This window comes from Eubacterium multiforme, from assembly GCF_030813415.1.
GTDB classification, from domain to species: Bacteria; Bacillota; Clostridia; order Clostridiales; family Clostridiaceae; genus Clostridium; species Clostridium multiforme.
This window is the reverse complement of the sequence record NZ_JAUSUF010000004.1, coordinates 159,902-179,266: the sequence shown is the minus strand read 5'-3', so window position 1 is coordinate 179,266 and position 19,365 is coordinate 159,902. Positions and strand designations below refer to the sequence as shown.

Below are 19,365 nucleotides of genomic sequence, written 5' to 3'. Positions count from 1 at the left end.
TAAAAACACCTATTTTTTTTAAATAGGTGTTTTTATATTTTATAAATATTTATTTTTTAACCATAGCTATGTTAACTAAAAATAATTCAAGTTCAGACTTTTTATTATTTGCACTACTTTTTAAATTACCTTCTGTTTCTACACAAAATTTTAATATTTTTTCTAACTGCTTTAAAGTAAATTTCTTACTTTGAAGAACAAGCTTTTCAGCTACAAATTGAGGTACTCTAAATTCGCTAACAAAATCTTCTGTCCTTTTCCCTTTAAGAAGTCCAATTTTTATTTCATAAAGCCTTTTAAACTGATTTTCTATTGTTGTAATTATAAGCATATGTTGATCTGCCTTAAATAAAAGTTCATTTAATATATCAAGTGCTCTTTCTATTTTTCTTTGAGATACTAAATCAACTAAGTCAAATACATCATCTTCACTTTTATTTGGAATTAGTAAATCTATATCTTTTCTTTTAATTTCTCTACCTAAAGTATAATCTACTATTTTTGAAACTTCCTTACTTGCTATATCTAAATTCATAGGAAGCTTTTCACAAAGGTATCTAAGTTCAATTTTATTTATATTTTTCCCATTCTTTTTAAATAAAGCTTCTACTCTTTTATAAAATCCATCTCTTTTAAGTTTATCAATTTGTACAACTGTTGTTATTTTATCTAATGCCATTATATTTTTATTTTTTCTTACAGTATCCCTTTTATCACTAAGAACATGATATAAAACTAATATAGTATGTTCTGGCATATCCTTTAAATATTCTTTCATATTGTTATAAAAGCTTTTATTTTGAGTATCTAATTTTTCTTTTAAAAATGCACATCTATAAACTATAACCACCTTTTTTTCAGCCATAAAAGGTAAAGTTTCACAGGCATTTACAATTTCATCAAAGGTACATTGTACTCCATCAAATTTAATAAAATTTAAATCTTTAAGTCCTTCATCAATATATGGATTTACTAATTTAGAAATGGCTTCTTTAATTAATTCCTCATCTGGACCAGAAAATACATATGAATTTTTGATTTTATTTAATTTTATGTCCTTCTCTAACGTTTCGTAATTTATCAAACTAATCACCTTTCAAATACAATTTACTTTATTAATAAACTATTGTTTAATACAATAATCTCACTTGCTTCATTCTCTTTGAAATTTATTATATCATATTTAATGTCCTTTTTATTTAAGCCATTTATATTTAAATAATAATTAGTTCCATTAAAAGTTAATATATAATTTTTATCTTCTTTTTTAATATATACATCCTCTTTTATTTTTATTTTTTCAAACTCCCTATATCCTCTAAAAGATAAAGTTTTATTTTTTAATTCTTTAATATGAACATTTTTGTTAGCTATTACAACTCTGTCCCCTTTATAGGACATAATTAAACTACCTTCATTTTTGTACATTATCTTAGGGTAAAAGCTGTATAAATCAATACATATATAAATTATATAACCTAAAGGCAAAAATACAGCCTTAGCCATCCCTTTACTATATAAGTAATAGCAAAGTAATAAAACTATATAAAAATAAGCATAATACTCATTTATATTAAAAATTTCTGGAATAAAATCTAATAAAACTTCAGTAATTTCATCTAAAATATTTACTACAATCTTTAATAAAAAGCTTAAAAAATCAAATACTTCAGAAAATTTAATTATGAATATAGAAAACACCCCAATAATTAATATAATATTTATTAAAGGTATAAGTATTATATTTCCTATAATAAATCCTAAAGAAAATTCATTAAAAAATATTATTAATAATGGCAAGGTAAATATTTGAGCTGAAATAGATATACTAACTACCCCTCTTAAAAAATTAGGTAACTTATATAATTTACGATTTAGCTCCTTATTATAAAGTAATATTCCAAGAGTTGCCCCAAAGGATAATAAAAATCCTATATTAAATATACAATATGGTGACATGAAAAATATTATTATTGAACTAACTGCAATTCCTCCAATTGGATTATATCTTTTTCTTAATATAAATCCTAAATTTGAAAAGAAAACCATAATAAAAGCTCTAATACTAGAAAAAGCCATTCCAGTCATAAAAACATATATTAAAGTAAATCCTAATGATATTTTTTCATTAAATATTTTTTTGAAAATTAAAAATATAAGTCCTATATGAAGACCTGAAACACTAAGGGCATGTATTATTCCAAATCTTTTCATATATTCTTCATCTTCATTTCCTAAGTCATTATCTCTTCCAAATACTATGGATGTTATTAAAGAAGATTTTCTGTACCCAATATTTTCTTCAACCTTTCTTTTAAACTCATTTTTAAGATTTGCTAATTTAGTAAATATACTTCTTTCGTTTATTTTTAATTTTTCAATTTTATATTCTCCAATAATTCCTTTTTCCTTATTTATATCTTTTTTAAACTTTCCTTTAGTTACTATTTCATATCCTTCTTTAATTCCTGAAAGTTTACCCTTTAAAAATATTTTCCTCCCATCTATTTTTCCAACTCCACCATAGGAATATATTCTTTCAACTCTTATAGTTTCATATTCTTTAACTCGTAAATTATAATAATTAACATTAATTAAAATTCCAATAAAAAATATAGCTAATATAAATATAAAAAATTGCCATCCTTCTTTTAAAAATACCCACAAAAATAAAAGACTAACTAAAATAATAGCTAGCCAAAAATCTCTATCAAAATATCTATAATATAAACTACTAAAAAGAAATGTTATTGCTATATATGCAATAGGTAATTTAACTTTACCTAACTCAAATATTCTCATAAGTTGCCACCTCATAGATAATTATTGACAAGTTTATATTTTTTATTCCTTTACTTACTTTTTGGATTAAAAATAATAGCCATAATATATCCAAAAAATATTGAAGCTGTTATTCCAGCTGCCGTTCCTTTTATTCCTCCAGTAAATGCTCCGAGAAGTCCAATTTGATTAACTTCTTTTATTGCAGCCTTTGCAAGAGAATTTCCAAAGCTAGGTAATGGTATTGTAGCTCCTGCCCCTGAAAAATCAATAAGTTTATCATATAACCCAAATGCTCCAAGAACTGCCCCTAAGGTAACAAAAAGAACTAATATTCTAGCAGGAGTAAGTTTAGTTTTATCCATTAGTATTTGAGCTATAACACATATTAATCCTCCAACTATAAATGCTTTTACATACTCCATAAAATATCCTCCTTTCTTTATTAATTCATTTCTATAGCTACTGCATGTGCTATACCTGGAATGCTTTCTCCTTGAAGTGATGATGTTGTACTCATAAGTGCACCAGTAGAAACAATCAACGCACTCTTAATTTCTCCTCTCATCATCTTTTTATATATGTATCCACATGTAACTACAGCAGAACATCCACATCCACTTCCTCCAGCTTCTGTTCCTTGAAGTTCATTATTAAATATCATTTCTCCACAATCTACATGATTTTCCCTTATGTCATAACCATATTCTAATATTAAATCATCTAATATCTTTTTACCTACCTTACCTAAATCTCCAGTAGTTATTATATCGTAATCCTTTGGTGTCTTTCCTGTATCTTTAAAATGCTTATATATAGTATCTACAGCAGCTGGTGCCATTGCAGCTCCCATGTTATTTGCATCTTTAATTCCATAATCCTTTACAACTCCTGTTGTAACATATGTAACTTTAGGGAAATTTCCTTTCTTTCCAAGAATCATAGCTCCAGCTCCTGTAACTGTCCATTGAGCAGTTTTACACCTTTGAGATCCATATTCTAATGGAAATCTAAACTGTCTCTCTGCTGCACAAAAATGTGATGATGTAGAAGCTACAACATTGTTTGCAAAGCCTCCATCTAAAATTAATGCTGCAAGACCTAAAGATTCTGACATTGTAGAACATGCTCCATAAAGTCCAAAGAAAGGTATATTAAGTTTTCTTGCTGCAAAACCAGATGATATTATTTGATTTAACAAATCTCCTGCAAACATATAATCTATATCTGTTTCCTTTAAGTTAGCTCTTTTTATAGCTTCACTAATTGCCGTATACATCATTTCTGTTTCTGCTTTTTCATAGCTTTCCTTTCCACAGCTTTCATCACTTAATACATCATCAAAATATTCTTTTAATGGTCCTTCCCCTTCCTTTGGACCAACTAAAGAAAATGTAGATATAATTGTTGGTGGATTTTTTAATTTAATTGTTTGTCCTCCAACCTTTTTAATTTCACTCATTATTACACCTCCCATTCATTTAAAAAAGATCTTTTATATAATAAATTATTCCTATAATAACAGAACTACCAATTCCATATACTAAAACCGGTCCTGCTATTGTAAACATTTTTGCAGCAACTCCAAAAACAAATCCTTCTTTTTTAAATTCTATAGCAGGTGCAACAACAGCATTTGCAAAGCCTGTTATTGGTACAACAGTTCCAGCTCCTCCGTAATTAGCAATTTTATCATATATTCCTATACCTGTAAGAAGGGCTCCTATAAGAACCATTATTACAGCAGTTATACTTGAAACTTCATCCTTTGTAAATCCAAATTTCATAAAAATATTCGTTATTATTTGTCCTAAAACACAAATAAGCCCACCTACTACAAATGCCCTTATACAATTTCTAGTAAGCTGAGGTTTTGGTTCACTTTCTTCAGTAAGAGTTTGAAATCTTTGCTTTACAAATTCTTCTTTCTTTTTTGTTTTATTCTTTTTCAAAACAATTACCCCTTTCTATGTTCATATACTTAGTATTTCTAAAATTTAAAATATAACACTAGAAAATATAGTAAATTAAATAAAAATAAGGAAAGAATTAAATTCTTTCCTTATTTTTATTCCTTTAATTTTTCTTTCATTTTGATTAAAACTTTCTTTTCTATTCTAGAAACCTGAACTTGACTTATCCCAAGCATTTTTGCAACTTGAACTTGAGTTTTATCTTTAAAATATCTAAGCATTATAATCTGCCTTGATTTAACATCTAATGTTCCAATAGCTTCTTTTAAAGCTATTCTATCAATCATTAAGCTGTCATCTTCGCCCTTTTGACTAATTTTATCTATAAGTAATACTGGAGCTCCATCATCTTGATGAATAGTATCATATAAATATTGCATACTAGATGATGCCTCTATTGCAATAATTATTTCTTCTTTATCTATATTTGAATACTCTGCCAATTCATCAATTGTAGGCTCTCTATTAAGTTTTTTTGTAAGTTCTTCTTTGCAATAATGAATTTTTTTAGCTAAGCTTTTTACATTACGACTTACCTTTATCATTCCGTCATCTCTTAAAAATCTTTTTATTTCTCCAATTATCATAGGTACTGCATAGGTTGAAAATTTAACATTAAATGAATCATCAAAATTTTTAATAGCCTTAACAAGACCAATTGATCCTATCTGGTAAATATCTTCGTAATCATAACCCCTATTTAAAAACTTTTTACTAATTGAAGATACTAAAGGAAGATTCATTTCTATTAGTCTATTTAAAGCTTTTTCATCACCATTTTTAGCTAAAGGTAAAAGCTCTGAATTATTATCATAATTAAATTCCTCTCTTTTATAATTCTCAATATTCATACTATTCCCCTAACATACTTCAGTATTAAATTTTTTCTTCATAACCACCTTTGTCCCTTTTCCCTTTTCACTATAAACTTCTAAAGAATCCATAAAGCTTTCCATAACAGTAAAACCCATACCTGACCTTTCAAGGTCTGGTCTTGATGTATATAATGGTTCTTTTGCCTTTTCTATATCATCTATTCCTCTTCCAAAGTCTGATATTATTATCTCTACTTCATTTTTTTCTATTAACGCATCTATTTTAACTCTTCCATCTTCTCTATTTTCATAACCATGAATAATAGAATTTGTTACTCCCTCTGAAACTGCAGTCTTTACATCTGTTAACTCTTCAATCGTTGGATCTAATTGGGAAACAAAGGCTGCAATTGCAACTCTTGCAAAGGCCTCATTTTGAGATTTGCTTAAGAATTCAATACTTATTTTATTATCATACATGACAAAACCCCTCCATTAAACGTACCTTACTGCCTCATCTACAGTATTAAATTTTTTTATAATTTTAAATAATCCTGATAATTCAAAAACTCTATTTACACTATTATTAACATTTGCCACACATATATTTCCGCCAAGGGACAAAACCTTTTTATACCTTCCAACTACAACTCCAATTCCAGAACTATCCATAAAAGTTACTCCACTAAAATCTAATATAACTTTTCTTATGTTATCCCTTTCTATTCTATCATCAATTTTAACTCTAACTTCTTCTGCACTATGATGATCTAATTCCCCTATTAGATGAATAATTAAGCTTTTATCATTTTTTTTAAATTTAAGATACATATAAGCTACCCTAAAGAGTACTTTAGAGTAATTCACCTCCCAATATATATTTTCCCTTTATTTCTTCCATATTTTAACATATATTTGTAATACAAGTCAATTCATTCTTCATATTTTATGGATTTTTTTGTTAAAATAAAAATTTAAGCTATCACATATAATTTTATTTTATATGTAATAGCTTATACACTTATTTATTATATTTTTTTAATTCTTCATCTATTAAATTATAAAAATTCTCTAAAGTTTCATTATCCTCTAAAATTAAAGTTTCAATAGCATCCTCTAAAGTTTCCATTTCATATATGTGAAACTCCCCATTTAATATTGCTTCTTCAACCTCTGGAGTTAGTATTAGTTCATCCTTATTAGAAGATGGTATTAATACTCCTCTATCTTTAACATCTCCAAGTTCCTTGCAGACAGCAAAAAAGCCTTCAATTTTTTCATTTACTCCTCCAATTGGTTGAACCTCTCCAAATTGATTTAAGGATCCTGTCACTGCAATATTTTGGTTAACACCTTTTTTGCTTATTGCAGATAACATGGCAATCATTTCTGCAACTGAGGCGCTATCTCCTTCAATCATTCCATAACTTTGTTCAAAACTTAAATGAAGATTTATTGGAAGTTTTTCATAAGGTGATATATTTCTATATAATAATCCAGTTAAAGTTTTAATAGACTTTTCATGAATTTTTCCACTTAACTTTGATTCCTTGTGAATATCTACAACATTTCCTTCCCCTTTTAAAGCTAAACAAGTTATTCTAAGAGGTTTACCAAATCTATATATACCAGTATCTAAAACTGCAAGACCATTTACATTTCCAACATTTTTTCCTTTAGTCTTTATAAATATTTTATTTTCCTTATACATACTCATATAATCATCTAATATGCTATCTTTTTCATATATTATATTTTCAATACATTTTTTAGTTATTATATCTTCCTTGTTTTCCTTTGCAATATTATCTGCTCTAACTAATATATGGTCTATTTTACCCTCATCAATACTAATTCTTCCTCTATTTGAAGTTTCTCTAACTAAAAACCTTATTATTGATTTTACTCCTTCTTCCTCTAGACTTAATAAGTTATTTTTCTTAACTCTATCTATAATAAATTTTTTTAATTCATTTGCTATATTTGTGGGATTTCTAATTTCATCTTTAAATTCACATTTTAAAGGAAATAATTTTTTAAATTCTTCATCATTATTATAAAGAATACTATAGCTTTCATAATCTCCAACTATTATAACTTTAACATTTATAGGTATAGCCTTAGGTTTTAATCCATTTATTGATAATAACTCTAAATAGTTTCTATTTCCCTCAAAGGTTAATTCTCCTGATATTAATGCCTTCTTTAAATAATAGTAACTATTACTATTTTGTATTAACCTACTTAATCTTATAATTAAACAACCTTCATTAGCTTTTAAAAGTGATCCTGGAGTTATATAAGAAAGGTCAGTAATATAATTTCCATTTTGACTTTCATATTCAATATTTCCTAAAAGCTTTGTTGGATTTGGATCATCCTCATAAATAACCTTTGGATGTTTATTATTAGAATTATCAATTAATACTTCTACATTATATTTTTCTAAAATTTCTTCTATTTTCCCTTCCTCATCTTCTAAATCAATGCTATAACTTGTAATTAAATCCTCCTCTAAGCTTTCATATAAATTTTGCAAATAGTTATAAACATCATCATCATTTATAAATTCTAAAAGTAAGTCATCCCTTACATCTTCCATTTTTTTATCAATATATTCTTTAAATATACTTTTTAATCTTCCAATAGAATTAATTTCTAACTCCTTAAGCTTATCTAATATAACTTCTGCCTTTTGCTTAAGCTTAGTTGCCTTTTGAAGTATAACCTCTCTATCTTCCATATTTAAATTATCATATTCTTTTTCAGTCATTACTTCTCCATTATTTAAAGGAATAAATGCAAAGCCTCCTGAAGTAGTTTTAACATCAAATCCATCAATTTTAGAGGCATCAATAAGCTCTCCTATATATTTATTTCTCTTAAGGTGTATATTATCTATAATGGTATCTTTTTCTTCTTCTGATGATGTATTAAAAAATTCTAGAAATGTTTCTGTGTAATCTTCCTTTAATTCTTTAATTTTCTTTTTTAATTTATTACCATTTCCATTAGAAACAAATATAGGAAAAGGACTTTTATTATCTTTAAGGGTAACAAAACATATATCTAAAGGAGGGCTTAATGACTTGTACTCATCATTTATGAAGTTAACTAACCCCTCTATTTTATCCTTTGAAAATGAATCTATTATATATAAGTTATAGCCAGCTCTTTTTATATTAAGAGCTCTTTTTATTTCCTTATAAGGAGTTGTTATTTCTGGAATATCTTTTAAGGACACTTCCTCTTTACAATCTTTATACTCCACATTATAAATTATTTCTTTTAGAGTTAATTCTTTTTTCATATAATGCACTTTCTAAATTTATTTAAAATAAATTTAGTTAATTCCTCCTAGTTTTATGGTTATATATTATATTAATATTCTATTTATTCTATTTTAGATATGGATTTTTAAATTTAATATAAATAATTTTATTTTAAATACAAAAAAATTCCTAAAGATATTTAAATCCTTAGGAATTTTTTTAAATTTAAAATTAATAATTGCTATTTGATGTTTTACCTTCGCATATTGCAATTGATGCTGATGCTCCAATTCTTGTAGCGCCATTTTCTATCATATCTTCAGCATCTTTTAATGATCTAATTCCACCTGATGCTTTAACTCCAAGGTCTGGACCAACAGTTTCTCTCATAAGTTTTATATCTTCCTTTGTTGCTCCACCTGTTGAGAAACCAGTTGAAGTTTTAACAAAATCTGCTCCAGCTTCCTTAGCTAATTTACATGCTATTACCTTTTCATCATCTGTTAATAAACAAGTTTCTATAATAACCTTTGTTAATGCTTTTCCTTTTGCAGCTTCTACAACTGACTTTATATCTTCTTTTACAAAATCATAATCTTTATCTTTAAGTCTTCCAACATTTATAACCATATCAACTTCAGTTGCACCATTTTCTATTGCATCCTTAGTTTCAAACACCTTTGTATTTGTAGTTGTAGCTCCTAAAGGGAATCCTATAACAGTACAAACTTTAACTTCACTACCCTTTAATATTTCATAAGCTTCCTTAACTCTTGTAGGATTTATACATACTGATGCAAATTTATATTGTAATGCTTCCTCACATAATTTTTTAACGCTTTCACCTGTTGCCTCTGGCTTTAAAATAGTGTGATCAATCATTCTTGCTAATTCATTTTTATTCATTTTTTGCACTCCTTTACATAAAACTCTGTAAGGTGATTATAGAACTATTTCTTATTTATTGTCAAACATTATTATTTTTTGTAAAAAACAATCTAAAATAATGATATCTGTTCTTCTTTTATTTTTTCTTTAAAAGAAGATACACTTAGCCCTATAAGTCTTATATCTTCATTAAAGTTTTCTTCCATTAAAATTTCCTTTGCAATTTTAAATATATCTTCCCATTCTCTTATATAATCATTTAAAGTTCTACTTCTAGTATGGTTTTCAAAGGAACTTGTTTTATATTTTAATGTTACTGTCCTTGCAGTTTTTTCTTTATCCTTTAAAAGACTAGCTATACTCTTTGAAAAATCCTCTAAATAATCTAAAAGCTCATCCTTATCCCTTGTATCCCTTTTAAGAGTTCTCTCTTTACCTATAGATTTCCTATCTCTTAAAATAGTAACTTCCCTTTTATCTATTCCTCTTATTCTTTCATAAACTTCAAGTCCTTGCTTCCCTAAATATTCATAAAAAAATTCTTTAGATAGTGGATAAATATCCTCTACAGTAAAAAAGCCCATATTATTTAACTTCTTTACAGATTTATCTCCAAGTCCATATATTTTTGATATAGATAGAGGAAATAATATTTCTGGAATCATGTCTTTATTTATTATCATTATTCCATTTGGCTTATTCCAATCTGATGCAAGCTTTGCCAAAAATTTATTATAAGATATCCCAATTGATAAGGTTAAACCAAACTCTTTAAAAACCCTTTTCTTTATGTAATAGGCTGCCTTTTTCCCATCCTTTATATTTCCCTCTGATAAATCTAAATAAGCTTCATCAATAGATAAAGGTTCTACTAAAGGTGTTACTTCTTTAAATATTTCAAATATCCTATTAGATATTTCTCTATAACGAAAATGTCTTACTTTAACAAATATGGCATTAGGACATTTTTGCCTTGCAATAAATACAGGCATTGCTGAGTGTATACCATATTTTCTAGCTTCATAAGAACAAGTTGATACTACACCTCTTTCACTTACTCCACCTACTACAACAGGTTTTCCTTTTAAATTTTTATTATCCATTTGTTCTACAGATGCAAAAAAAGCATCCATATCAACATGTAAAATTATTTTTTCCATTAAATTTATTTTAAGCTAATACCTCCTCAAAAAGTCCTTGTTTTTTGCTAACAATAAAGGAATATATAGCAAAACATAAAAGTTCTTCTAAGTACTCATTTGAGAAAGAGCTATTATCCCTTTCATAAATTTCTACTATAACTATAGCAATTAAAGTTCTAAAGGTTTTATCCATATAAAAAGTATACTCACCCTCTTCTTCACAAAGGAATCTTTCTACTTCTTTAACCTTTTTTATATATTCAAATATATTTTCTTCCCTAGCAACTCCACCAATTAAAGGAAGAACCTCATCTCCAATTTTCATATCATTTTTATCAAAGTTTGTAATAAGTTCCTTTATCTCATAAGGTGCTGATGCACTATTATTTAAAAGAAGTGTACTAGCTACCCCTTGTAAATCATTTTTAGAATAATGATCTAAATCTGAAAGATAATTAAACATACTCTTTATAAACTTATTAATATCTCTTATTTCTTTTTTTGATTTACTATTTTTTATAGCAAGAAGGGTACAAATTAAGTAATCCTCTTCATCTGTAAATTCATTATATTCAAATTTTAATGATTTATATATTATTTTCATATCATTTAATATATTATCCATTTCACCTTTTTTTACATGCTTAGTTAAAGCATAAGATGAAAGTACTAAAAAGGCTCCATCTTTAAAACCATTGTCCTTTAATATTTCATTTATTTCAATTAATCTATCTGAAAAATCAGTATAATCCTTTTCTTTGCTAATTAGAATAGATACCATATATAAAATATCTCCTCTAAAACCTGACATTTTATTAGTGTTTAATTTTATATACTTTCTAATATCTTTAATTTTTTCTATATTAATATGCTCATCATCTTCTGCAAATACTAATGAAGCAAAATGATTTATGTATTCCCCATCAAACCTTAAGTTATTTTTTACTAGTTTATAATTTTCTATTACATTGCTAGTAATTCCATACAATAGGCTATTCATTCGTTTTCCCCCTTAAAATTTTCTAATTATATTATAACTCATTTTTTTATTTAAACATTTAAATATTAATTACAAAAATCTTCATATTTTAATTATACTATTAATTTATGTCAGTCTTATGACTAACAAAATATTATAACATTATAAAAATTTATATTAAAATAGCTCTCTATAACTTAATAATACTTATGTTCTGGCAATTTCATATTTTACTAATTTTTTATTTATGTTATAATATTATTTGTTATAATGGATTTATCCGTAAAAACGGACTTATATATAAGAAAAAGGAGATTTGTTTATGGGCTTTAGAGATAAATTTGATAAATATTTTAGAGACTCTTACTTTGAAAAATATGGTGATAGAATAACAAGTGCTGCAGGTACTGTTATTTCAGTTAAAACTGAAGAAAAGAATTATATAATTTTTCATAAATTAATAGTTGACATAATACTTAAACCAGATGCTGGTAGAGGTGCTATTAAATGTAGATATAAGAAAAATAGATGGTTTAAAACTCCTGACTTTATACAATTAAATAAAGGTCATAAAGTTATGATAATGGGTCTTAAAGGTATTAAAGGAAAGAAGGATTCAGAAGTAATCCAAATCCAAAATATTCTTAACTTAACTACAAAGAAAGATTTAGTTCCAATAGATCACTCTCAAATAAAAAAAGCTAGACAAACAGCTTCAAGAATGAGACAAAGACAAATGTAATAAAAGCTACGTTTTAAAAACGTAGCTTTTATTATTTATGCTTCAAAATCAACAACTTTTCTATCTGTAGAAATATTTTTAACAAATTCTTTAACCTTTAAATGTTTTGGATGATTTTGATAAATATCTAAATCTTCTAAAGTATTAAATACTGAATACAATATTACATCCATACTTGCATCACTATTATTTATATTTATCCCAACTTCTATTTCTTTTATTTCATTTATTTCTTCTTTTAAACCTTCTAATGATGCCTTTAATTTCTTTGCATTTTCTAATTTGTTTTCCTCTTTTAAATTCCACATAACTATATGTTTAATCATAAGTATCACCTCTTTTATTTTTTACTATATATTATCATAAATTTATATAGTCTGTGGAGTGTACTTAAAATAAATATTTTTATTTTGACTTTATAAATAAATAAACACTATTTATAAAAGCTATTACTCCTGAGAAGAAAAGAACTAATGCCCAATGTTTAAGCATTAATGGAACTGTATGAAATATTCCACTTAAAAATGGAATGTATAATATTGAAATAAGCATAGCTATAGACAATCCTACAGCCATAACTAAATAAGGATTAGTAAATAACTTTATTTCAAATATTGAATGTCTTTCTGATCTGCATTCAAAAACATGAAATAATTGAGACATTATAAGAGTTGCAAGAGCTATTGTTCTACAAGTTTTAAGATCCATTCCATAATATCTACCTGACATAAAGGCAAGAAGAGTACATATACCTATTAAAGAACCTCTTATTAATATCTTTTCAGTAAGTCCCCTTGCAAATATTCCTTCCTTTTTTTCTCTCGGTTGCTGTCTCATAATGTCACTATCTGGAGGATCAACTCCAAGGGCTATTGCTGGAAGTCCATCAGTTACTAAATTTACAAATAAAATTTGTATTGGAATAAGCGGATTTGGCATTGTAAATAATGTTGCTAAAAACATTGTTAGCACTTCTCCTAAATTACAGGATAAAAGATATCTTATAAACTTTCTAATATTATCATAAATTACCCTTCCCTCTTCTACTGCTGCTACAATTGTGCTAAAGTTATCATCCATAAGAATCATAGCTGATGCTTCCTTTGTTACATCTGTTCCTGAAAGCCCCATTGATATCCCAATATCAGCTTCTTTAATTGCAGGTGCATCATTTACTCCATCTCCTGTCATTGCAACAATATTATCCTTTGCTTTAAAAGCTTTTACAATTCTTAATTTATGGTTAGGTGAAACCCTTGCAAATACTCTAATATTATCTACTTTTTTATAAAGTTCTTTATCTGTCATATCTTCTATTTCTTTTCCAGTTAAAACTTGATCTTCACTTTTACATATGTTTAAAGATTTAGCTATAGAAAGTGCAGTATTTTTATGATCTCCTGTAATCATTACAGGTTTAATTCCAGCAAGTTTACATTTAAGTACAGCATCTCTAGCTTCCTTCCTTGGAGGGTCTATGCTTCCTGCAAATCCTATAAATATTAAATCATTTTCTAAGTTTTCACTTTTAACTAAGTTCTCAACTTTATAGGCTGCACCAATACATCTTAAGGCTCTAGAAGACATAGCTTCTAAGGCATTACCTATTAGTTTTTTCTTTTGAAATGTTAAAGGCTTTAAAGCTCCATCTTCATATATATAATTACTTTTTTCTAATATTTTTTCTGGTGCTCCCTTTATATAACATACTTCATTTCCATTTTCTTTAACTATTACTGACATCATCTTTCTTGTAGAATCAAAAGGTATATCAAATATTCTCTCTACTTTATTACTAAATTCCTTTGCATCATTTACATTATTAAAAAACATTCTAACTAATGCAGTTTCAGTTGGATCCCCATATAAGGCTTTATCTAATTTTTTTACCTTCTTATCTATTTGACAATCATTACAATGAACTAAAGCACTTTTTAGCTTTTCTATTCCTTTTATTTTATTTATATCTTCCTTTTGTATTTCAATTATTTTCCCATTTAAATATATTTCTTTAACTGTCATTTTGTTTTGTGTTAATGTTCCTGTTTTATCAGAGCAAATTACAGAAGTGCATCCTAAAGTTTCAACAGCTGGAAGTTTTCTAACTAAAGCATTTCTCTTTAACATTTTAGAAACTCCAAGGGCTAGTGCCACTGTTACTATTGCAGCTAAACCTTCTGGAATAGCAGCAACTGCTAAGGAAACTCCAAGCATAAACATTTCTCCAATTTCATTGCCTCTAATGATTCCAAAAGCTGTTACTATAATACATATTATTATACAAAGCACTACTAATATCTTTCCAAGAGAATCTAATTTTTCCTTTAAAGGAGACTTTTCATCTTCAATATTTTGAAGAAGATTTGCAATCTTACCCATTTCTGTTTTCATTCCAATTTCTATTACTTTAAAAAGTCCTTTACCCTTTAAAATATTTGTCCCCATAAATCCTAAGTTATTACCTTTATTACAATCTTTGTTTACTCCAACTGACTCACCTGTTAAAAGAGATTCATCAACAACAATTCCAGAGGCTTCTAAAAATTCCCCATCAGCTGGTATTCTATCTCCAGATTCTAATATAACAATATCTCCAATTGTTAAATATTTAGAATTTATAACTTTAATTCTTCCATCTCTATAAACTTTACAAGTTGGTGCTGCCATATCTTTTAAAGCTTCTAATGATTTTTCTGTTTTAAATTCTTGAAAAAATCCTAAAAATGCATTTACTATAACTATAATAAGTATGGTTATTGCATCAGCTGTATCACCCATAATTCCTGATATTATAGTTGCACCTATTAACACCCAAACCATAAAGTCATTAAATTGAGATAGAAAAATTTTAATTGGAGATGATTTACCTTTATGTTCAAGTTCATTTAATCCAAAACTTTTCATCCTTTTTTCTGCTTCTTTAGTTGTAAGACCTGGAAGCATACTTTGTTCTTTTATCACTTAACAATCCCTCCTTTTTAAACGTTCTTATATATATATATTTAAAAGTTGTTAACTTATGAAAAGTTTTGTTTAAAGTTAACTTTACATTTTTTTATTTAGGACTTACAATTATACTATGATTTTATATATATAAGGAGGTAATATATTTGAAGAACGTAATATATGTTACTGGTCACAGAAATCCTGATTCAGATTCAATCTGTGCTGCTATTTCATATGCTGCATTAAAGAACAAAATAGGAGAAATACCAGCTGTACCAGTTAGATTAGGAAACGTTAGTCGTGAAACTCAATTTATCTTAGACTACTTTAATGTTAAAGCACCTGAGTTTTTAGAGACAGTAAAATTAAAAGTTGAAGATTTAAAAATAGATAACATCAGTCCAATATCACCTGATATATCTTTAAAAATGGCTTGGAATATAATGAGAGACAAAAATGTTAAAACTATTCCAGTAGGGGATGCAAATGATCACCTTCTAGGAGTTTTATCAGTTTCAAATTTAACTTCATCTTATATGGATATATGGGATAATAAAATTCTAAGTAAAAGTGAAGCAACTATTGACAACATAATTGATACATTATCAGCAAAGGCTTTCTACATAAATGAAGATGTTAAAGTTTTCCCTGGTAAAATATGTGTTGCTGCTATGCAACCAAATTCATTAAAAGAACATATTGATGCAGGTGACATAGTAATTGTTGGAGATAGACCAGAAATTCAAGAAGAAGTTATTAATGAAAATATTTCTTTAATGATTTTAATAGGTTCATCTACTTTAAGTGAAGAGCTTTTAGAAAAGGCAAAGAAGGCTGGAATTACTGTAATTTCAACTCCTCACGATTCATTTACAGCAGCTAGACTTATAATTCAAAGTATCCCTGTAAGATACGTTATGATTAAAGATGATATAGTTTCATTCTCTACTGAAGATTTAGTTGAAGATGTTAAAGAAACTATGCTTGAAAGCAGATACAGAAGCTATCCTGTAATAAATACAGATGGAAAAGTTATAGGAACTATTTCAAGATATCATCTTATTTCAAACTTTAAGAAAAAGGTTATTCAAGTTGACCATAATGAAAGAGCACAATCTGTTCCAGGTTTAGAGGAAGCTGAAGTTCTTGAAATCATCGACCACCATAGAGTTGCTGATATTCAAACAAACAATCCAATTTTCTTCAGAAATGAGCCAATTGGAAGTACTTCTTCAATAGTTTCTAAATGTTATTTTGAAAATGGAATAAGACCATCAAAGGAAATTGCAGGACTTTTATGCGGTGCAATAATATCTGATACTTTATTATTCAGAAGTCCAACTTGCACTGAACAAGATAAATACCTTTGCAATAAACTTGCTGAAATAGCTGGAATAAATATAGAAGAGTTTGCTAAAGAAATGTTTAAAGCAGGTACTTCTTTACAAGGAAAAACAGTTGAACAAATATTCAACCAAGACTTCAAGCCATTTACTATGGGAGATACTAAAATTGGTGTTGCTCAAGTAAATACAATGGATATTGAAGGATTTATGCCTTTAAAAGAAGAAATGTTAACATACATGAATAAAAAGGCAGAAGAATCAGGATTTGATATGGTTATGTTATTATTAACTGACATATTAAATGAAGGTTCACAAATACTTGTAGCTGGAAAGAAACCAGAAATAGTTGAAAATGCTTTCTCTATTAAATTAGAAGATTCAATGGCATTTTTACCAGGAGTTCTTTCTAGAAAGAAACAAGTAATACCACCACTAACAAATTCAATAATGAATAAGTAAAAAAATATTAAGCTGTGCTTTATAATAAAGCACAGCTTAAATTTTATTTCCAATTAAGTATTTCTATATCATTTTTCTTTTTAAAGTTTATTAAATATGGATGACCTACTAAATCTAATAAAGGCTTATCTGACAATGAGTCTGAGAACATATAAGAATTTTTAAAATCTACCTCTATATTATCTTTTTTAAGTTCTTCCATTAATCTTTTTACTTTTTCCTCACCTTTACAATTATGTCCATCCATTTCTCTTAAAAATTTTCCATCTTTAAACTTAAATTTAGTTCCTATTATTCTATCTACTTCTTTATATTCATAAAATTCATTTAAGTAAAACTCTGGTGATGCTGATATTAAATATATTTTATATCCTTCTTTTTTTAAATCTCTCATCATTTTTATAGCATCATCATATAATATATTTTTTAAAACATCCCTATAAAAATCCTTTACTATTTTAGTAAGCTTTTTCTCATCTACTCCATCTATAAATTTCAAAAAAGTTTCTTTAACCTTTTTTTCATCATAAATTCCTATGCTATACATAAGACCTGAAAATATAGCTCTTGGCAAAAATCTTATATTACTTTTATCCTTATGTACCATATATCTAAAAAATTGCATTAAAGTCTCTTTTTTGGTTATTGTAAAATCTACGTCAAATATTGCTAGCTTTATCATTATTGCCTCCAAATATAATGTATTATTTAATCTATATATATTATATAATATTTTTTATGTTAATTTCTATCTATACCTAAAAAAAAGATGATTATCCAAAAATTTTGGTTAATCACCCTTTATAACTAAGGTTTCTTAATTTCTATTATTTAAGCTTTTTAAGAAACTCTTCTATTCTATTTAAACCTTTTTCTATATTTTCCATAGATGTTGCATAGGATAATCTTACATAATTATCTATTCCAAAACCTACTCCAGGAACTACAGCAACTTTATTTTCTTCTAAAAGCTCCTTTGAAAAACTTAAGGAATCTTTAATTAGGCTATTGTTTATACTCTTACCATAAAATTTACTTACATCTATCATAATATAAAATGCACCATTTGGAAGTATATAATTAATATCTTTTATATTATCTAATCTATTTATCATATATTCTCTTCTCTTATTAAATTCTTTAAGCATCTTATCTGAGCTTCCCTTAGAATTTTTAAGAGCCTCTATTGAAGCATACTGTGTTATTGAATTTATATTTGAAGTCATATGACTTTGAAGACTTGTCATAGCTTTAATTACTTCTTTATTTGAAGCTGCATAGCCAATTCTCCAGCCTGTCATAGCTGCTGATTTTGATAAGCCATTTATTACAATTGTATTTTCATAAGCATAATCTGTTAAAGATGCTATACTTATATGCTTTTCACCATCATATATTAATTTTTCATAAACTTCATCTGATATAATAATTAAATTATGCTCTTTTGCAAACTCAGCTATTTCTAAAAGCTCTTCCTTTGAATATATTGTTCCAGTTGGATTATTTGGACTATTTAATATAATAGCCTTTGTTTTAGAAGATAACTTATCTTCTAAAGATTTAATTGTATACTTATAATTGTGTTCTTCCTTTGAATCTACTGCTACAGGAACTCCTCCTGCTATTTTAACAAGTTCTGGATAGCTTACCCAATATGGCATAGGTATGATTACTTCATCATCCTTATCTAATATTGCCATAAAAGCATTAGCTAAACATTGTTTTGCCCCATTACTAACAATTATTTGATCTTCAGAATAATTTAAATTATTATCATCTTTAAATTTTCTACAAATTTCTTCTCTAAGTTCCTTTATTCCAGATGTTTCTGTATACTTTGTCTTTCCTTCAAGCATTGCCTTATACCCAGCTTCTATTATATTTGAAGGAGTATTAAAATCAGGTTCTCCAACTCCAAAACTAATTACATCTATTCCACTATTTTTTAACTCTTTAGCCTTTGCTGTAATGGCTAATGTTATTGATGGTGATATTCCTTTTACTCTGCTAGATAATTTCATT

The 19,365-nt window shown here is 26.8% G+C and carries 18 protein-coding genes; 2 read left to right on the top strand and 16 right to left on the bottom strand.

Annotation, left to right across the window (positions count from 1 at the left end; genetic code table 11):
* Positions 1 to 49 precede the first annotated feature (49 nt).
* The 12 genes from holA to J2S18_RS08150 all read right to left on the bottom strand — a co-directional run bounded on the left by holA (position 50) and on the right by J2S18_RS08150 (position 11,871).
* A complete protein-coding gene (holA, locus tag J2S18_RS08205; protein WP_307485559.1) occupies positions 50 to 1,084 on the bottom strand; it encodes a DNA polymerase III subunit delta in 1,035 nt (344 codons plus the stop codon).
* 23 nt (positions 1,085 to 1,107) lie between these two features.
* Entirely contained in the window at positions 1,108 to 2,802 is a 1,695-nt protein-coding gene (locus J2S18_RS08200; RefSeq protein WP_307485556.1) for a ComEC/Rec2 family competence protein, read from the bottom strand.
* Between the two features lie 50 nt (positions 2,803 to 2,852).
* Positions 2,853 to 3,206, bottom strand: a complete 354-nt coding sequence (spoVAE, locus tag J2S18_RS08195; protein ID WP_307485553.1) for a stage V sporulation protein AE — start codon at positions 3,204 to 3,206, stop codon at positions 2,853 to 2,855.
* A 20-nt stretch (positions 3,207 to 3,226) separates the two neighbouring features.
* The gene (spoVAD, locus tag J2S18_RS08190; protein ID WP_370873782.1) at positions 3,227 to 4,243 is read right to left on the bottom strand and encodes a stage V sporulation protein AD; all 1,017 of its coding nucleotides are present in this window, start codon (positions 4,241 to 4,243) and stop codon (positions 3,227 to 3,229) included.
* A gap of 19 nt (positions 4,244 to 4,262) precedes the next feature.
* Positions 4,263 to 4,733 (bottom strand): stage V sporulation protein AC, encoded by a 471-nt coding sequence (gene spoVAC, locus J2S18_RS08185; protein ID WP_307485551.1) that lies wholly within the window; start codon positions 4,731 to 4,733, stop codon positions 4,263 to 4,265.
* Between the two features lie 116 nt (positions 4,734 to 4,849).
* Positions 4,850 to 5,605, bottom strand: coding sequence for an RNA polymerase sporulation sigma factor SigF (gene sigF / locus J2S18_RS08180; protein ID WP_307485549.1), 756 nt, complete (start codon positions 5,603 to 5,605; stop codon positions 4,850 to 4,852).
* 9 nt (positions 5,606 to 5,614) lie between these two features.
* Positions 5,615 to 6,049, bottom strand: coding sequence for an anti-sigma F factor (gene spoIIAB / locus J2S18_RS08175; protein WP_307485547.1), 435 nt, complete (start codon positions 6,047 to 6,049; stop codon positions 5,615 to 5,617).
* Positions 6,050 to 6,064: 15 nt separating this feature from the next.
* Positions 6,065 to 6,400, bottom strand: coding sequence for an anti-sigma F factor antagonist (gene spoIIAA, locus J2S18_RS08170; RefSeq protein ID WP_307485545.1), 336 nt, complete (start codon positions 6,398 to 6,400; stop codon positions 6,065 to 6,067).
* A 190-nt stretch (positions 6,401 to 6,590) separates the two neighbouring features.
* Positions 6,591 to 8,879, bottom strand: a complete 2,289-nt coding sequence (locus J2S18_RS08165; RefSeq protein ID WP_307485543.1) for an AAA family ATPase — start codon at positions 8,877 to 8,879, stop codon at positions 6,591 to 6,593.
* Between the two features lie 193 nt (positions 8,880 to 9,072).
* Positions 9,073 to 9,747 (bottom strand): deoxyribose-phosphate aldolase, encoded by a 675-nt coding sequence (deoC, locus tag J2S18_RS08160; RefSeq protein WP_307485540.1) that lies wholly within the window; start codon positions 9,745 to 9,747, stop codon positions 9,073 to 9,075.
* 92 nt (positions 9,748 to 9,839) lie between these two features.
* Positions 9,840 to 10,889 (bottom strand): DNA polymerase IV, encoded by a 1,050-nt coding sequence (locus J2S18_RS08155; protein ID WP_307485538.1) that lies wholly within the window; start codon positions 10,887 to 10,889, stop codon positions 9,840 to 9,842.
* A gap of 10 nt (positions 10,890 to 10,899) precedes the next feature.
* A complete protein-coding gene (locus J2S18_RS08150) occupies positions 10,900 to 11,871 on the bottom strand; it encodes a DUF4003 family protein (protein WP_307485536.1) in 972 nt (323 codons plus the stop codon).
* Positions 11,872 to 12,172: 301 nt separating this feature from the next.
* Between J2S18_RS08150 and J2S18_RS08145 the strand changes: the two genes are divergently transcribed.
* Positions 12,173 to 12,592: a hypothetical protein gene (locus J2S18_RS08145; protein ID WP_307485535.1), complete on the top strand. Its 420-nt coding sequence runs from the start codon at positions 12,173 to 12,175 to the stop codon at positions 12,590 to 12,592.
* 35 nt (positions 12,593 to 12,627) lie between these two features.
* On the opposite strand, the gene J2S18_RS08140 is transcribed toward J2S18_RS08145, so the two are convergent.
* Entirely contained in the window at positions 12,628 to 12,918 is a 291-nt protein-coding gene (locus J2S18_RS08140; protein WP_307485533.1) for a Dabb family protein, read from the bottom strand.
* Positions 12,919 to 12,997: 79 nt separating this feature from the next.
* The gene (locus J2S18_RS08135; RefSeq protein WP_370873784.1) at positions 12,998 to 15,535 is read right to left on the bottom strand and encodes a calcium-translocating P-type ATPase, SERCA-type; all 2,538 of its coding nucleotides are present in this window, start codon (positions 15,533 to 15,535) and stop codon (positions 12,998 to 13,000) included.
* 167 nt (positions 15,536 to 15,702) lie between these two features.
* Between J2S18_RS08135 and J2S18_RS08130 the strand changes: the two genes are divergently transcribed.
* Positions 15,703 to 17,343 (top strand): putative manganese-dependent inorganic diphosphatase, encoded by a 1,641-nt coding sequence (locus J2S18_RS08130; RefSeq protein ID WP_307485530.1) that lies wholly within the window; start codon positions 15,703 to 15,705, stop codon positions 17,341 to 17,343.
* Positions 17,344 to 17,386: 43 nt separating this feature from the next.
* Here the strand turns inward: J2S18_RS08130 and J2S18_RS08125 are convergent, their stop codons facing one another.
* Both J2S18_RS08125 and J2S18_RS08120 read right to left on the bottom strand, forming a co-directional pair.
* Positions 17,387 to 18,025 (bottom strand): HAD family hydrolase, encoded by a 639-nt coding sequence (locus J2S18_RS08125; protein WP_307485529.1) that lies wholly within the window; start codon positions 18,023 to 18,025, stop codon positions 17,387 to 17,389.
* Between the two features lie 145 nt (positions 18,026 to 18,170).
* Positions 18,171 to 19,364 carry a pyridoxal phosphate-dependent aminotransferase gene (locus J2S18_RS08120; protein WP_307485527.1) on the bottom strand — a complete coding sequence of 398 codons (1,194 nt, stop codon included), beginning with the start codon at positions 19,362 to 19,364 and terminating at the stop codon, positions 18,171 to 18,173.
* Position 19,365 lies beyond the last annotated feature (1 nt).

What these genes read in the sequence shown, in the direction of transcription:
- J2S18_RS08135 (WP_370873784.1), bottom strand. Translation starts at nt 15,535, where the DNA reads ATGCTTCCAGGTCTTACAACTAAAGAAGCAGAAAAAAGGATGAAAAGT.
- J2S18_RS08165 (WP_307485543.1), bottom strand. Translation starts at nt 8,879, where the DNA reads ATGAAAAAAGAATTAACTCTAAAAGAAATAATTTATAATGTGGAGTAT.
- J2S18_RS08145 (WP_307485535.1), top strand. Translation starts at nt 12,173, where the DNA reads ATGGGCTTTAGAGATAAATTTGATAAATATTTTAGAGACTCTTACTTT.
- J2S18_RS08200 (WP_307485556.1), bottom strand. Translation starts at nt 2,802, where the DNA reads ATGAGAATATTTGAGTTAGGTAAAGTTAAATTACCTATTGCATATATA.
- spoVAE (WP_307485553.1), bottom strand. Translation starts at nt 3,206, where the DNA reads ATGGAGTATGTAAAAGCATTTATAGTTGGAGGATTAATATGTGTTATA.
- sigF (WP_307485549.1), bottom strand. Translation starts at nt 5,605, where the DNA reads ATGAATATTGAGAATTATAAAAGAGAGGAATTTAATTATGATAATAAT.
- spoIIAA (WP_307485545.1), bottom strand. Translation starts at nt 6,400, where the DNA reads ATGTATCTTAAATTTAAAAAAAATGATAAAAGCTTAATTATTCATCTA.
- J2S18_RS08125 (WP_307485529.1), bottom strand. Translation starts at nt 18,025, where the DNA reads ATGATAAAGCTAGCAATATTTGACGTAGATTTTACAATAACCAAAAAA.
- J2S18_RS08150 (WP_307485536.1), bottom strand. Translation starts at nt 11,871, where the DNA reads ATGAATAGCCTATTGTATGGAATTACTAGCAATGTAATAGAAAATTAT.
- J2S18_RS08140 (WP_307485533.1), bottom strand. Translation starts at nt 12,918, where the DNA reads ATGATTAAACATATAGTTATGTGGAATTTAAAAGAGGAAAACAAATTA.
- J2S18_RS08155 (WP_307485538.1), bottom strand. Translation starts at nt 10,889, where the DNA reads ATGGAAAAAATAATTTTACATGTTGATATGGATGCTTTTTTTGCATCT.
- spoIIAB (WP_307485547.1), bottom strand. Translation starts at nt 6,049, where the DNA reads ATGTATGATAATAAAATAAGTATTGAATTCTTAAGCAAATCTCAAAAT.
- spoVAD (WP_370873782.1), bottom strand. Translation starts at nt 4,243, where the DNA reads ATGAGTGAAATTAAAAAGGTTGGAGGACAAACAATTAAATTAAAAAAT.
- J2S18_RS08120 (WP_307485527.1), bottom strand. Translation starts at nt 19,364, where the DNA reads ATGAAATTATCTAGCAGAGTAAAAGGAATATCACCATCAATAACATTA.
- deoC (WP_307485540.1), bottom strand. Translation starts at nt 9,747, where the DNA reads ATGAATAAAAATGAATTAGCAAGAATGATTGATCACACTATTTTAAAG.